Raw genomic sequence first — 14,964 nt, 5'->3', positions numbered from 1 at the left:
AAAACAATAAACGCCATTAATGAATAACAACCATTGACGCTGAACGGTAAGCCCGTTAGCGTGACGTATTTCACGAACTTCGTTCATTTACAGGATACGACCGACATGCCAACCAAAACCGTCCGATGCCTGCGTTTACTGCCTTTAGCCAGCGTGTTGCTAGCCGCCTGTAGCGTTCATCAACCCACTCAAACGGGTAAAAGCCCCACCTCGCCAGAGTGGCAACAGCATCAGCAAAAAGTCCAGCAACTCAGCCAATATCAGACTCGCGGCGCTTTTGCCTATATCTCCGATAGCAAAAGAGTATCAGCCAATTTTTTCTGGCAGGACACTCCGCCACAGCGTTATCGACTGCTGCTGACCAACCCACTCGGCAGTACAGAGTTAGAATTGCGCGCCCAGCCTGACGGCGTACAAATCACTGATAATCAGGGCAAGCGCTACGTGGGGAAAAATGCCGAATACATGATTCAGCAACTCACCGGTATGGCGATCCCGCTGAACAATCTGCGCCAGTGGATTATCGGTATTCCGGGCGATGCGACCGAATTCACACTGGATGAGCGCTATCTGCTGAAAACCGTCACCTATCGCCAGGGCAATCAAAACTGGAATGTCAGCTATCAGAGTTACAACACCGAGCTGACGCCTCCGCTCCCAACCAGTCTGGAACTGGTTCAGGGGGAACAGCGTATCAAACTGAAAATGAATAACTGGATGGTTAAATAAGCGATGCAACCGACGGTTATCGAGACATGGCCTGCCCCCGCCAAACTGAATCTGTTTCTCTATATTACCGGTCAGAGAAAAGACGGGTATCACCTGCTGCAAACGCTATTCCAGTTTCTGGATTATGGTGACACCCTGACGATTAGGCCGCGTGATGACGACCAGATTAACCTGCTGACACCTGTAGACAGTGTAGAGAACGAGCAAAACCTGATCGTCCGCGCCGCACGCTTATTACAGCAGTACTGCGAGCGCCATAATCTTCACCCTGCCCGATTCGGCGCAGACATCAGTATCGACAAATGCCTGCCGATGGGCGGCGGACTGGGCGGTGGTTCGTCCAATGCGGCTACCGTTTTGGTTGCCCTTAATCATTTGTGGCAAAGCGGGTTGAGCGTTGATACGTTGGCTGAACTGGGGTTGCAATTAGGCGCGGACGTTCCCGTCTTTGTTCGCGGACATGCCGCCTTTGCCGAAGGTATTGGTGAACAGTTAACCCCCGCGAATCCACCAGAGAAATGGTACCTGGTGGCACACCCTGGCGTGAGTATCGCCACGCCGTTGATTTTCGGCGATCCAGAGTTGACGCGTAATTCGCCAGTTCGTGATTTAGAAACTTTATTAAACCAGACCTTCGTCAATGATTGTGAAGCTATCGCAAGAAAACGTTTTCGTGAGGTTGAACAGCTACTTTCATGGCTGCTAGAATATGCCCCGGCGCGCCTGACTGGAACGGGGGCTTGTGTGTTTGCAGAGTTTGACACCGAGTTCGCAGCCCGTCAGGTGCTTGACCAGGCCCCGGAATGGCTGAACGGTTTCGTCGCGCGAGGCGTTAACGTCTCTCCGCTGCACCGTACGCTTTCCGGGCAACGTTAGGTTTTGCCACACACCGGCTGCCATGCGGCCAGTCTGTAGCAAACTTAATTCATACACCCGTATGCATATTGTACCTGTTGTTCTCCCTGCCTGGCAGGTGCAATATTTCTCTGGACGCAAGCCTGAGGTTCTTCTCGTGCCTGATATGAAGCTTTTTGCTGGTAACGCCATCCCGGAACTAGCACAACGTATTGCCAACCGTTTGTACACTAGCCTTGGCGACGCCGCTGTCGGTCGTTTTAGCGATGGCGAAGTCAGCGTGCAAATCAATGAAAATGTACGCGGTGGTGATATTTTCATCATCCAGTCCACCTGTGCACCTACCAATGACAACCTGATGGAACTGGTTGTGATGGTCGATGCTCTGCGTCGCGCTTCCGCGGGACGTATTACCGCTGTTATCCCCTACTTCGGCTATGCCCGTCAGGATCGTCGTGTGCGTTCCGCACGTGTGCCAATCACCGCGAAAGTCGTTGCTGACTTCCTGTCCAGCGTCGGTGTTGACCGTGTTCTGACTGTTGATCTGCACGCTGAGCAGATTCAGGGTTTCTTCGATGTTCCGGTAGATAACGTATTCGGTAGCCCGATCCTGCTGGAAGATATGCTGCAACAGAATCTGGAAAACCCGATTGTGGTTTCTCCTGATATCGGTGGCGTTGTGCGTGCGCGCGCAATCGCTAAATTGCTGAACGATACCGACATGGCGATCATTGACAAGCGCCGTCCGCGTGCCAACGTTTCTCAGGTGATGCATATCATCGGTGACGTCGCTGGCCGCGACTGTGTACTGGTTGACGATATGATCGACACCGGCGGTACGCTGTGTAAAGCGGCGGAAGCGCTGAAAGAACGTGGTGCTAAACGCGTATTCGCTTATGCCACACACCCGATCTTCTCAGGCAATGCTTACGAGAACATCAAGAACTCTGTCATTGATGAAGTGATTGTCTGCGATACCATTCCACTGGCGGAAAACATTCGTTCACTGCCGAATGTTCGTACGTTAACGCTGTCCGGGATGTTGGCCGAAGCGATTCGTCGTATCAGCAACGAAGAATCTATTTCTGCGATGTTTGAACATTAATCGCTGCTGACCGGGTAACCGATCGCAAACGATAATGAGGGAGCCACCTGTAACAAGGTGGCTTTCTTATTTCTATACATGTCACTATAAAAAAACCACCATAGCGAGGCTACAGTGGCTCTCATGTTCAATTTTCGTTAATGCCTGTGGTGCCATTAACGGTTATCGGTGTTGCTGGCGGCGACAACGCTTATCAAAGTGTTTAACCCACCAATAACGGTCTGCGATTTCCTCACGCCCGCTAATACGTGCTCCCACTAACCAAAATATTGCGCCAGAAAAAATACCGACCAGATCAATATAAGTCATGAATTCAGGGACATTCAGTTTAGGGAATTGGCTGGCGATGGAAAAACCGATACCGCCAATCATCAGGATCATACCGAGCCCCATCAACATGTTACCCAATACTGTCACATTTTTACGTTTCATCTGCCACCTCCAGATTAATTCTGTGGATGAATCGGAGTGCAATTACCGTCTACTTTCTTATTATTGGTGTAATTATAGACAACAATGAACCTTGATGATTGCGGGAGGGATCACAGATAAAAGGAATGATTAATATTTTTTACGTTTAAGCAAATAAATAGACAAAAATTCGAATAATCACATCACTGAACAAATAACATTATATTTACAAATGACATTATATTTACAAATGACATGGTATTTACATTCCAGCACCGAGATTTTGCTATCCACCACACGGTGTGTAAACTAGCGCTTTCGTTTATCACGCAACCCTGCGTCAGTTTAAGCACGTAATCTGGAATATACCGTGAGCAGCATTAAATTAATTGTCGGCCTGGCGAACCCCGGCGCTGAATATGCCGCCACCCGCCATAATGCGGGCGCCTGGTTTGTCGATCGTCTGGCGGAGTCTTACCGTCAGCCACTGAAAGAAGAAAGTAAATTTTTTGGTTACACCTCCCGCCTGAATCTGGCTGGGCAAGATGTACGCCTGCTGGTCCCTACTACGTTCATGAATCTGAGTGGCAAAGCCGTCACGGCAATGGCGACCTTCTATCGCATTCAACCTGATGAAATTCTGGTTGCACACGATGAACTGGATTTATTACCGGGGATTGCCAAACTTAAACTGGGTGGTGGGCACGGCGGCCACAACGGGCTGAAAGACATCATCAGCAAATTGGGTAACAACCCAAACTTCCACCGTTTACGCATTGGTATCGGCCATCCGGGTGATAAAAGCAAAGTGACCGGCTTTGTGCTGGGTAAACCACCGACAAGCGAGCAGACGCTGATCGACGATGCCATTGACGAAGCCGTGCGCTGCACAGAAATTCTGATGAAAGAAGACATGATCAAAGCGATGAACCGCTTGCATGCCTTCAAAGCGGCATAATCTGGTCAGAATGCGGATGGCAGATCGAGATAAATCGCCATTCCGTGTATAATCGGCCGTAATGTTTCCATTCTGACAGGCGATATACAGTAATCGTCTGATTAATAAGTTATTTAAGGTGATATAAACATGGGATTCAAATGCGGTATCGTTGGGCTGCCTAACGTCGGTAAATCCACACTGTTCAATGCGTTGACCAAAGCAGGCATCGAAGCGGCCAACTTCCCGTTTTGTACCATCGAGCCGAACACTGGCGTCGTGCCAATGCCCGATCCACGTCTGGACAAACTGGCTGAAATCGTTAAGCCGCAACGTATCCTCCCTACCACCATGGAATTTGTTGATATCGCCGGTCTGGTAAAGGGCGCATCCAAAGGTGAAGGTTTGGGTAATCAGTTCCTGACCAACATCCGTGAAACGGAAGCCATCGGACACGTTGTACGCTGCTTTGAAAACGACAACATCATCCACGTAAGCAACAAGGTTGACCCAGCCGATGACATCGACGTCATCAACACCGAACTGGCGTTGTCTGACCTCGATACCTGTGAACGTGCCATTCACCGCGTGCAGAAAAGAGCCAAAGGCGGCGATAAAGATGCGAAAGCTGAGCTAGCCGCGCTGGAGAAATGCTTACCACAGTTGGAGAACGCAGGCATGCTGCGCTCGCTGGATTTAAGCGATGAAGATAAAGCAGCCATCAAATATCTGAGCTTCCTGACGCTGAAGCCAACCATGTACATCGCCAACGTCAACGAAGACGGTTTTGAAAATAACCCGTACCTCGATAAAGTGCGTGAAATCGCGGCCGCTGAAGGTTCTGTCGTCGTGGCCGTCTGTGCCGCCGTTGAATCAGATATCGCGGAACTGGATGATGCTGACCGTGAAGAGTTTATGGCTGAGTTAGGTCTGGAAGAACCAGGTCTGAACCGTGTTATCCGCGCGGGCTATGAACTGTTGAACCTGCAAACCTATTTCACCGCGGGCGTGAAAGAAGTTCGCGCATGGACCATCCCTGTCGGTGCCACCGCGCCGCAGGCCGCAGGTAAAATCCACACCGATTTCGAGAAAGGCTTCATCCGCGCCCAGACTATCGCCTATGAAGATTTCATCACCTACAAAGGTGAGCAAGGCGCGAAAGAAGCGGGGAAAATGCGTTCAGAAGGCAAAGACTACATCGTTAAAGATGGCGATGTCATGAACTTCCTGTTCAACGTCTAATTTGATTTTGTTGTCTCATGGGATCTCACAGCATCGCATGAAGACTGAGATACTTCATAAAATCCACGCAGTTGCGTGGATTTTTCTTTTCATGACATCTCACGTAATCTCATGACAGCACAGTCAAAAATGAGTACAGGCATGAGTACAATCCGTTTCCATCTTCATTTTAGGTGAGTACAATAGCGGTATAAGAAATAGACAAGGACTCGCTATGCTCACGATACGCAATGCCGTACTGCAAGCCGAAAGAAAAACTCTATCGACTCAATGACTTCAACGGTCTCTACCTCGAAGTGAAACCCAACGGCAAATCCAGCATGTTTGCGCTGGCTGAGTATCCAGCGATAAAACTTGCCGAAGCGCGGGAGAAATGCGAGCAAGCAAGTTGCAGAGGGAGTCAACCCGGCACAGGCTCGTCAGTTAGATAAGATCCGCAAGGTCAACGATGCCTCCAACACCTTTGAGCTTATCGCCAAAGAGTGGTTACAAATGAAAGATTGGGCCGACATCACCAAAACGCGCCGCCTTGATATGCTGGAGCGCGTAGTTTTCCCCCGCCATCGGCAAACTTCCTATCAGGGAAATCACCCCGCACCATATTCTTAAAATTCTTCAGGAAACCGCTAAACGCGGTGCATCGACCGTTGCCGCTGAAGCACGACGCATTGAAATGGAAAACGAAATATTAAAAAAGGCTACCGCGCTCTTGATGTCGGACTCCCTGAACAGTTCTCGATAATCGGGAAACTCAGGGCGCGTTATTCTGTGGTCACTCTCTGCCACGTATTCGGGGTTCATCGCAGCAGCTACAAATACTGGAAAACCGTCCTGAGAAACCAGACGGCAGACGGGCTGTATTACGCAGTCAGGTACTTGAGCTACATGGCATCAGCCACGGTTCGGCCGGAGCAAGAAGCATCGCCACAATGGCAACTCAGAGAGGCTACCAGATGGGGCGATGGCTCGCTGGCAGGCTCATGAAAGAGCTGTGCCAGCAGCCGACTCACCGATATAGGCGTTGCGGTCATGAGCACGTTGCTATCCCGAATCATCTTGAGCGACAGTTCGCGGTAACAGAGCCAAACCAGGTGTGGTGCGGTGATGTGACCTATATCTGGACAGGTAAACTCTGGGCGTACCTCGCTGTTGTTCTCGACCTGTTCGCAAGTAAACCAGTGGGCTGGGCAATGTCGTTCTCACCGGACAGCAGACTCACCATGAAAGCGCTGGAAATGGCATGGGAAACGCGCGGCAAGCCGGTCGGAGTAATGTTCCACAGCGATCATGCTTTCCAGCTTCTTTTTATTTCTTGCGCGATTCAAGCCACTTCTGGCGATGCTTGAGCACCCAGTTTAGGCCTCGGCCAGCAAGCTCACTCATGGCGGATGCTGGCAAAAGTTGAGCAAGGATATTTAAGGCGAATGCAGGAACGCCAAAACGGTTTGCCAGCGTTCCAGCGACGAATTTTTCAACGTTGATTTTTTGACACAAACTACTCCCGTGTGGGGTTGAATAGGCCAACGGCGAAGTGGCAACGAAACTCACATCAGCTCACGACATGGCGCAAATAAATCCAGTTCGGGTTGGTACACCCTGCTTTGAACAGCAAACAGGCCCAATAAGGAATGGTAAAAGTTGTCATGGCTATAGTCTTTATTGTCCGCGTTGTTGCGCAGACAGGTGAGATTGAGGCCGACATCTTGTACAAATGCTGGTGAAAACCACATCACCATGGGCACCTGCGTTTGTTCCTTTGGCGCAATGAAGTAAGGCGTGCCGTGCAGATAAATTCCGCGTTCTCCCAGCGATTCACCGTGGTCGGAAAGATAGATCATAGCTACGTCACGTTGCTCTGAATAGCGTTGCAGTAAATCGATGGTTTTGCCCAGCATCCGATCGGTGTAGACCAGCGTGTTGTCGTAAGTGTTGGTCAGTTCGTCGTTGCTGCACTTCTGAATTTGGTTACTGTCACAGGTGGGGCTGAAGATTTTGTCTTCTGCCGGATAGCGTTCGAAGTAGGTTGGCCCATGGCTGCCCAACTGGTGTAAGACGATCAGTGCATCGCCATGCATGGCATCAATGCGAGCGCTGAGTTGGTGCAGTAGTATATCGTCATAACAGGTGCCATCCTTGTTGGCGCACTGATCGACAATCTTCAGGAGAGGCATGTCGTCGGTAGGTATACGCTCACATACGCCTTTACAACCGCCATTGTTATTGTTGCGCCAAAGTACACGTACGCCAGTCCGCTGTAAGATGTCGAGCAGGTTCTCTTCTGTCGCTGCACGCACCTCATCGTATTGCGTACGTGTCATACGTGAAAACATACAGGGTAGTGAAATAGCGGTTGCCGTGCCACAGGATGTTACATTTTTGAAACTGACGATGTTTTCACGCTGCGACAGAGATGGATTAGTTGCGTGCGGATAACCATTGAGCTGGAAGTTCTGTGCCCGTGCGGTTTCGCCGACCACGGCAATCACAAGTTTAGGCCGTTCCCCAGCAATCATCACAGGGCGAGTGGCATCTTCACCCACGGTTCGCAACAACTGTGATGTCGTACGTTTCAGATAGCGTTTCAGGTAGCCGTGGGTGTTGCGCACAAAGTTAAAGGGGAGTACCTGATCTCTGATTTGCAGGTTATTGCGCAGTAGCGAGGCGTAGTCCTTGTAGAACACCATGGTCACTGCAACAAGCACCACTACCGTCACCAGTACATTGCCCAGCCACCATATCGCATTTTGCAAGGGATGCACGGTCTGTTTGGTGGGCAGACAAACCATCACCGCAGCAGGTAACACACCAAGCACAAGAATGGTGAGCAGTAAGGGAATAGAAAAGTACGAGGTGAGTTCAGCCTGATTGGTCTCGAAGACGTTCTGCACCATGCTGCGATCGATCAGCACGTTATAGCTGAACATGAAGTAACTGCAACTAGCACTGATAACAACCAAGAGTGCCAGTAGCGGCTTACGCACATACGGTAATGCCAAAACTGGCGTAAGCAACAGGTTGATAAGACAGAAAAAGAAAACCGGCAGGCTGATGAAAAACAGCAAGCTGTGCAAGCTGTTGATCTCCACTTTGGACCATAGCATTTGCCACAGACCAGCGTTGCCAATGGTGGTGAAAAACAGTGCGGCTACCCAGGTCAGTTGTATCGGGTTGAACCGCAAGGATGACAGACGTTGAAACACGCGCAATCCCCAACGAGTTGAAAGTGCGCGTAGTATCAATAAGTATATGTCAAGATGTTGTTAAGATCCCAATAACCTATTTAAGACACTAATTATCTATGACTCGCCTGCTCATTATCGAAGACAACCCTGAGCTGGTTGCCAATCTGTACGAATTTTTCGAGCCACTCGGCTATGTGCTGGATGACGCTCGTGATGGTGCCACTGGCCTGCGTATGGCCACGCAGAATGATTACGACGCCATTTTGTTGGATCTGATGCTGCCGCGGCTGGACGGTATGACGCTGTGCCGAAAATTACGCCAGGAATTTCAGAATCCGGTACCGGTATTGATGCTGACCGCACGCGACCCGATAGATGACCGCGTGCAGGGCCTTGCGCTGGGTGCTGACGATTATCTGATCAAACCCTTTTCACTCCAGGAACTGGACGCACGCATCAAAGCATTGGTGCGCCGAGCCCTGGGGCAACAGGTACAGGGCACGCTAGTCTGGGAAGATCTGCAAGTAGACACTCGCGCCCCACAGGCTCAGCGACAGGGCCAGACGATCAACCTGACCCCTACCACGCATAAATTGCTGCTGTGCCTGATCCGCTCCGCTCCTGCTGTCGTCAAAAAACAGGAAATGGAATACTTGCTCTGGGGTGACGAACCGCCTGATAGTGGCGCTTTACGCACACATATTCATGACTTGCGCCAGCGGGTTGACAAAAACTTCACATCTGCGCTGATAGAAACGGTGCATGGCATCGGTTTACGCCTGCATAAGCCTGGGGAGGCTGCACCGGAATAATCACACAAAGGGCAGAATAATCATCATGAAATTCATTTACCAACAGATGACACTCAAAACACGCATTATGGTTTCCTTCGTGCTGCTGATGGTGGCCGTCATGGCGTTTGTGGTTATAGCGGATCAACTCGATTACGATGAACTAAGAGCGTATGTGATCTCTGAGACTCTGCGTAACGAGGTGCTGCCGCAGTTGGAAGTAGATATTGCAAAAGGCATCACACCCACCCTACCTGAAGGTAACTTACTCTATGATGCGCTGACCGTGCCCGATGCCCTGCGCCAGTACGCGCCGGGCTACCATCGTATGGAAAAACCCGATGGCTGGCACCTGCTGGTGTTTGAACGCAACGATCGGCGTTACTACCTGTTGCAGGATGGCAAGGATTACGCGTATCTGGAGTACATGATTGACGGCTTCGCACCGTTGGTCATCCTGCTGTGCATTCTGTGTGCGTTCTGGATCGGTCGACTGACTTCGGCGCGCGTTACCGTCCCCATCACACGTCTGGCCGAAGTCGTGCAGCGTAAGCAAAAGCCCTTCCCCTTTCAGGATGCACGTGACGAAATCGGCGTGCTAGCGCGCGCATTTGCGCAACACAGCGATGAGCTGGAGCGGTTTCTACAGCGCGAGCGATGCTTTGTGAGCGATGCCAGCCATGAATTGCGTACACCGCTGGCCATCATTGGCGGTGCGGCGGAAACCATCGTGCACCAATTGCCTGCCGACAGTCACCTGATGCCAAGTGCTGAACGTATTGTGCGCACTACGCAGGAAATGCAACGCCAGTTGACTTGCCTGTTGCTGCTCTCGCGCGATCCGCAAACCTTGCCTCTAGCCGATATGCCTCTGCGTCCATTGTTCGAGGAATGCATCACGCGCTGCCAACCCTGGCTGGCAAAAAAGCCAGTAACACTGGCGCTGGATGCGCCGCAAAATGCCCATGTGCACACTAATGCCGAACTGGCGCACAGTGTGGTCTGGAACCTGCTGCGTAATGCCTGCCAATACACGGATGAAGGTGAGGTACGCATTGCCCTGCATGGCACGACGTTGGTTATTTCTGATACCGGACCGGGCCTGCCGCCCAGTATCGATCCGCAACAATTTCAGCGTTTTTTGCCTAGTGCACGTCAAAGTGGTGAGGGGCTTGGTTTATCCATCGTACAACGCATTGTGGAGCATCTGGGCTGGAACATGATGGTCGAAAGCTCAGACAAAGGTTGCCGCTTTACGCTGGACATGCACTGTGCGGTGTAACCGGCAAACACTCTTTCTTTCCCTATCCCAGCCGTCTAAAACCGTGACCACGAATTATTTTTTCAGCGCCAGCAGCATTTTTCCCATTTCGACAACGAATTTATTCTGCTGTTCGATGATGTTATGTAGCCTGGCTTCATCCTGAATATTATCGACTGTATTGATCGCCTGCACTTCCAGCACGCGTCCTTTAACCAGAGCCGAACATAGCGAATGCATGACTTTGCTGTTCAGAATCGTTTGTAAACAGCGGAAAGGCGTCGCATCCTCAATGTTTCCCGCCCTCTGCTCGGGTTTAATACGCTGGCGCAGCATCTCTTTTTCCGTACTGGCGATCACCGCATCCAAATCGCCGGGCGTTGAAGCGATAGGAATATTGCCTTTGCTGTCTGGCGGCAGCATGAACAATGAAACCAGTGCCTTATTACCTGTTGTAGGATCGACATACTCGGCCTGTACCATGTGGTTTGGCACATCGAGCACCTTGTCCCGCTGAACCATGTTTAATAATCGGTCAGGTAATGCAGCCGTGAGATCCTGCGTGGTATAACCAGCAAACAAATCTGGATCCTTTGTCTCTGCGACACAGTACAGCGGCAACACCAATAACAAGCCAATAACACCTTTCTTTACCGCACTGACTTTCATTCTATTCCTCGACGATTCATTGTGTGCATTCCCTCTATTCTACCACTCGTTATTCTTCGCGCGATGACCTTGATAAGTCGTGACTTTTTACTACGTTTACATGCGATAATACATTTTACAACGACAGGAAAGAATAGCATTTTTATACAAAAACCTGTTGTCGGAGTGAAGGCAATATCTGGGCACACGCCATGATGGTGATCGAGTCACTATTACACTATTACAGCCAGACAGCTACACGTGAACAGCAGGAAATGCTGTTTTTGCCACGTTACGGGAACGGTTCCAGAATCAGTCTGACGTTATCTCAATCAGATTACCATCAGGATCGCTGACAATCGCTTCATAAAATCCGTCACCTGTCATTCGAGGATGGGCAACCAAAATGCCACGTTCTGCCGCTTTGTTGGCTAATGCCTCGAGATCCGCCTTGCTCCCGACAGAAATTGCGACATGCGCCCAGCCACAGCCTTCTTTATTGGTTAAAGCTTCCGCCAATACTGGCAGCGTCATCAACTCAATAGATGCCCCTTCACTTAGTTGAACGAAATGTGATTCAAAACCGGGGCGATTCCGGCTCACATATTTTTCTCCCACCTGAGCGGCAAAGAACTCTTGCCAAAATGCTGCCTGCGCGGCCAGATCGGCCGTCCATAACGCAACGTGCGCAACTTTCATTATGATTCCTTCTTTCACAACGTCAGGATTGGTTATATAAACCAGCGGCTATGACCGCGTTCCGTTCAGAATGGCTAAAATCTGTTGGTGAAGCTCTGGGTTACCGGTAGCGACTACCGTGCCGCCCGCTTCCGCTCGCTGTCCGCTAAGATCGGTGATGATGCCCCCTGCCTGTTCAATAATTGGGATGAGCGCGACAATGTCGTAGGGTTGCAATGAAAACTCCACGCAGATGTCAATCTGACCCGCGGCTAGCATCGCCATGGCGTAACATTCGCCGCCGTAGCGTGTCATGAGCGTATTTTCGGTTAGTTCTGCGAAGTGAATCGTTGGGTGCATATTCAGGGCTTCTGGTGCGGTAGTGTGAAGAATTGCCTGTTCGAGCGATACGCCTTTACGCGTGCTTAAACGCATTTCTCCATGTCGGTCGCTACGCCAGGCCTGCGAGCCATCGGCCCAGAAACGCTCCCCAGTAAACGGCTGATGCATCATCCCCATCACTGCACGTTCATGGTGCAGCAGACCGATAAGCGTTCCCCACACGGGTAGCCCGCATAAGAAAGGCCGGGTTCCATCAACCGGATCCAAAACCCAACGCAACGGCCCTTCCCCGCTCAGGCCAAATTCTTCACCCATGATCGCATGGTGGGGATAATGGTGAGTGATGTGCTCGCGGATGACCTGTTCCGCCTTGCGATCAGCTTCCGTGACCGGGTCAAAGCGAAAGCCCGCTTTTGGCTTCGTCTCAACTTGATTTGCGTTAATGGAACGAAACCGCGGTAACGTTTCCTTGCTGGCCAGCGTGGCAAGTTCATGAAAAAAGGCAATATCGGGAAGCAACTGATTCATAGTGTTTTACCTTCCTATCGTGTTGATATGACGTGACAGTACCAGTCGGCATTGAAGATACAAACGACAACGCTCACTATAGCTCGATCATGCATTATTTTGCGTAATTAGCCCTCTCGATTATGCATAAACCCGTCTGCAACCACAATTCACATTCTTCTTTACTGGGCAAAAATAGCCCCAGAAATACCTTCGTCAGGGGCGATAGCAGGAATCTTATTACCCGCTTATTCTAGCAGAACGGTTTCTCTCTCTTTCTGGCTGATGCGTTTTGGCTCCAGTCGTCACGGCCGACCTTAGATGAAACCATAGCGTTTAGTGACAACGGATACCAGAATGTTCCAGCTCCATTCACCCGCCTTGATGTGCGTTTTTTCAACTATCTAACGATATTCTCGGCCAGTAACACGGCTGGTTTAGTAAGGTGGGTTTTGAAGATGCTTGAATAGAAGATGGAATAGGAACGAAAGAGGGCAAACACGCACCGAAAACGATCGTTTACAGCACGCGATTGCCCATTTTATCCACTTGATGACACGTTAAACGTAAACATTCAGTTGGTTATTGGCTGTTGGGCGGTTAATCCCGTCCGCTATGGGGGGCTTAAAGACTGAACCACTGTTTTCGTACGTTGTCCGGGTTCGAGTAGACGCGTCTGGATGAGGGTAACCAGACAGTTGCGACGAGCGGGAGATACCCTGTACGTGATCAGGTTTGTCCGGCATGGTGTAATATGACACTGGAGAAACAAGGTTGAGACCAATCATATTTCTTCCCCCTATTCATCTTTATCTCATCTGCCAGTAAAACTTATCTTGCTTACTAATGAGTATAGAACAGTCAAGCAGGGGGAGTATGTAAGGTTTTGTCTGAAAAAACGTCGCTGGCGCTACCATACCAACATTCACCATAGCGCGCTTCATCGCTCACATTTTTCGGTCTTACTCAGCGCTGAGCCAGCAACCGAATCGAGGCCTCACGCTCACGGGGTGACGTCACGGGTGTATGGATGATGAATTCATCTACGCCAAAGCGCTGGTGGTAACTTTCCAGACGCTGATGAATATGCTCCGGCGTGCCGTAAAGCACATTCCGCGGCTCCTGCACAATGCGGAAATCCGTTGCGCCCGCCTGCCGCACGAAATTGTCGGCCTGCTCCTGACTGCCTACCGTCAGCGGCGGTTTGTTCTCAATATAAACTTTATAGTTATGCTGCGTGCTGGCCAGCGCCTCAGCCTCTTCATGACGCTCGGCGGCAATCACCGACAGCGACAACAACGTCTGAGCGCTGGCTGGCTTCAATTCCCGATAGCTCAGCAGGGACTCCGTCAGCAGCGTGTCACTGGCATTAATGAACCCGGCGAAGACAAAACTCCAGCCCAGCGAGGCGGCTAACCGCGCGCTCTCCTGGCTGGCACCCAGAAGAAAACGCTGTGGTACGTGTTCCGGTAGCGGCGTGGCATTCAGGCGTTCGTCCGTCTCATCATGGCTGTCGAGAAAATGGTTTAATTGCTGTAATTTCTCCGTGAAGGTCACTCGTGTCGCTTCTCCGATTTCCTGCTGTAGCGCCCGCGTTGCCAGAGGCAGCCCGCCCGGCGCTTTGCCAATTCCCAAATCCACACGCCCGCCCGACAGTGCACCGATTACATGGAAATTCTCTGCAACCTTATACGGGCTGTAGTGCTGTAACATCACGCCGCCGGAGCCGATACGCAATGTTGTCGTGTACGCTAACAGCCAGGTGATTAAAACCTCGGGAGATGACCCCGCCAACTCATCAGAATTATGATGCTCGGAAACCCAAAAGCGGTGATAGCCAAGCGCTTCTGCCACTTTCGCCAGTGACACGGTTTGCGCCAACGCCTGTTCTACGCTCATGCCTTCGGCAATGGGGCTTTGATCTAATAAACTGAGCTTATATCCCACGATATTTCCTTATTTTCAACGACGCTATTTTCAGCAATCATCCGTCAGCGTCATTTATTGAAAATGACTGTTTATTTAAAAAATTATTCGTTGCAAGAATTATTTATTTCAAATAAAGCGTTACTGTAAGAACAGCCAGAGCAAAAAACAGAATAAGAAGCATGTTGCATAACGGCGTGAAATATAAATATCAATACCGAATTTTGTTAGCAGGAATTTCAATAAAGAAAAAACATCATTAGTGGAAAATAAATCATTTGCCTTACAGGCAGACAATGGCACTGTAACCCCATAATCTTGAATATATCGGGATAAAAAGGCATGAAATA

General features: G+C 50.3%; 15 protein-coding genes and 2 pseudogenes. 11 read left to right on the top strand and 6 right to left on the bottom strand.

What is annotated here, in order from left to right; all coding sequences use genetic code 11:
* The first annotated feature begins 105 nt into the window (after positions 1 to 105).
* The 3 genes from lolB (at position 106) to prs (ending at position 2,689) form a co-directional block, all read left to right on the top strand.
* Positions 106 to 729 (top strand): lipoprotein insertase outer membrane protein LolB, encoded by a 624-nt coding sequence (lolB, locus tag O1Q74_RS09640; RefSeq protein WP_271878346.1) that lies wholly within the window; start codon positions 106 to 108, stop codon positions 727 to 729.
* A gap of 3 nt (positions 730 to 732) precedes the next feature.
* Positions 733 to 1,605 carry a 4-(cytidine 5'-diphospho)-2-C-methyl-D-erythritol kinase gene (ispE, locus tag O1Q74_RS09635; RefSeq protein WP_271878343.1) on the top strand — a complete coding sequence of 291 codons (873 nt, stop codon included), beginning with the start codon at positions 733 to 735 and terminating at the stop codon, positions 1,603 to 1,605.
* Positions 1,606 to 1,741: 136 nt separating this feature from the next.
* On the top strand, positions 1,742 to 2,689 hold the full coding sequence (prs, locus tag O1Q74_RS09630; RefSeq protein ID WP_010274915.1) for a ribose-phosphate diphosphokinase: 948 nt from the start codon (positions 1,742 to 1,744) through the stop codon (positions 2,687 to 2,689).
* A gap of 162 nt (positions 2,690 to 2,851) precedes the next feature.
* Here the strand turns inward: prs and ychH are convergent, their stop codons facing one another.
* Entirely contained in the window at positions 2,852 to 3,121 is a 270-nt protein-coding gene (gene ychH / locus O1Q74_RS09625; protein ID WP_271878334.1) for a stress-induced protein YchH, read from the bottom strand.
* A 349-nt stretch (positions 3,122 to 3,470) separates the two neighbouring features.
* Here ychH and pth point away from each other — a divergent pair, with 349 nt between their 5' ends.
* From pth to O1Q74_RS09605, 6 genes and pseudogenes are all read left to right on the top strand, one after another.
* A complete protein-coding gene (gene pth / locus O1Q74_RS09620) occupies positions 3,471 to 4,058 on the top strand; it encodes an aminoacyl-tRNA hydrolase (RefSeq protein WP_271878331.1) in 588 nt (195 codons plus the stop codon).
* A 129-nt stretch (positions 4,059 to 4,187) separates the two neighbouring features.
* On the top strand, positions 4,188 to 5,279 hold the full coding sequence (ychF, locus tag O1Q74_RS09615; protein WP_271878328.1) for a redox-regulated ATPase YchF: 1,092 nt from the start codon (positions 4,188 to 4,190) through the stop codon (positions 5,277 to 5,279).
* Positions 5,280 to 5,509: 230 nt separating this feature from the next.
* A complete protein-coding gene (locus tag O1Q74_RS20260; protein ID WP_334311401.1) occupies positions 5,510 to 5,710 on the top strand; it encodes an Arm DNA-binding domain-containing protein in 201 nt (66 codons plus the stop codon).
* Positions 5,634 to 5,888 (top strand): hypothetical protein, encoded by a 255-nt coding sequence (locus O1Q74_RS09610; protein ID WP_271878325.1) that lies wholly within the window; start codon positions 5,634 to 5,636, stop codon positions 5,886 to 5,888. Before O1Q74_RS20260 ends, O1Q74_RS09610 begins: the two co-directional genes overlap by 77 nt.
* A pseudogene (locus tag O1Q74_RS20355) lies at positions 5,857 to 5,925 on the top strand (hypothetical protein); the annotation flags it as partial. The gene O1Q74_RS09610 and the pseudogene O1Q74_RS20355, both read left to right, overlap by 32 nt.
* 15 nt (positions 5,926 to 5,940) lie before the next feature.
* Positions 5,941 to 6,565 (top strand): annotated as a pseudogene (locus O1Q74_RS09605) (IS3 family transposase); the annotation flags it as partial.
* 258 nt (positions 6,566 to 6,823) lie between these two features.
* Here the strand turns inward: O1Q74_RS09605 and eptA are convergent.
* Positions 6,824 to 8,479, bottom strand: coding sequence for a phosphoethanolamine transferase EptA (eptA, locus tag O1Q74_RS09600; RefSeq protein WP_271878322.1), 1,656 nt, complete (start codon positions 8,477 to 8,479; stop codon positions 6,824 to 6,826).
* A gap of 98 nt (positions 8,480 to 8,577) precedes the next feature.
* Between eptA and O1Q74_RS09595 the strand changes: the two genes are divergently transcribed.
* Positions 8,578 to 9,273: a response regulator transcription factor gene (locus tag O1Q74_RS09595; protein WP_271878319.1), complete on the top strand. Its 696-nt coding sequence runs from the start codon at positions 8,578 to 8,580 to the stop codon at positions 9,271 to 9,273.
* 25 nt (positions 9,274 to 9,298) lie between these two features.
* Positions 9,299 to 10,534, top strand: a complete 1,236-nt coding sequence (locus tag O1Q74_RS09590) for a sensor histidine kinase (protein WP_271878316.1) — start codon at positions 9,299 to 9,301, stop codon at positions 10,532 to 10,534.
* A 54-nt stretch (positions 10,535 to 10,588) separates the two neighbouring features.
* On the opposite strand, the gene O1Q74_RS09585 is transcribed toward O1Q74_RS09590, so the two are convergent.
* The 4 genes from O1Q74_RS09585 to O1Q74_RS09570 all read right to left on the bottom strand — a co-directional run bounded on the left by O1Q74_RS09585 (position 10,589) and on the right by O1Q74_RS09570 (position 14,635).
* Entirely contained in the window at positions 10,589 to 11,182 is a 594-nt protein-coding gene (locus O1Q74_RS09585) for a hypothetical protein (protein ID WP_271878313.1), read from the bottom strand.
* 291 nt (positions 11,183 to 11,473) lie between these two features.
* Positions 11,474 to 11,860: a VOC family protein gene (locus tag O1Q74_RS09580; RefSeq protein ID WP_271878310.1), complete on the bottom strand. Its 387-nt coding sequence runs from the start codon at positions 11,858 to 11,860 to the stop codon at positions 11,474 to 11,476.
* Positions 11,861 to 11,908: 48 nt separating this feature from the next.
* On the bottom strand, positions 11,909 to 12,709 hold the full coding sequence (hisN, locus tag O1Q74_RS09575; protein ID WP_271878307.1) for a histidinol-phosphatase: 801 nt from the start codon (positions 12,707 to 12,709) through the stop codon (positions 11,909 to 11,911).
* Between the two features lie 945 nt (positions 12,710 to 13,654).
* Positions 13,655 to 14,635: an LLM class flavin-dependent oxidoreductase gene (locus tag O1Q74_RS09570; protein ID WP_271878304.1), complete on the bottom strand. Its 981-nt coding sequence runs from the start codon at positions 14,633 to 14,635 to the stop codon at positions 13,655 to 13,657.
* Between the last annotated feature and the right edge of the window lie 329 nt (positions 14,636 to 14,964).

The sequence above is a fragment of the Pectobacterium sp. A5351 genome (genome assembly GCF_028335745.1).
Classification (GTDB): Bacteria; Pseudomonadota; Gammaproteobacteria; order Enterobacterales; family Enterobacteriaceae; genus Pectobacterium.
The sequence above is the reverse complement of the archived record's forward strand: the minus strand, read 5'-3'. Positions and strand labels throughout refer to the sequence as shown.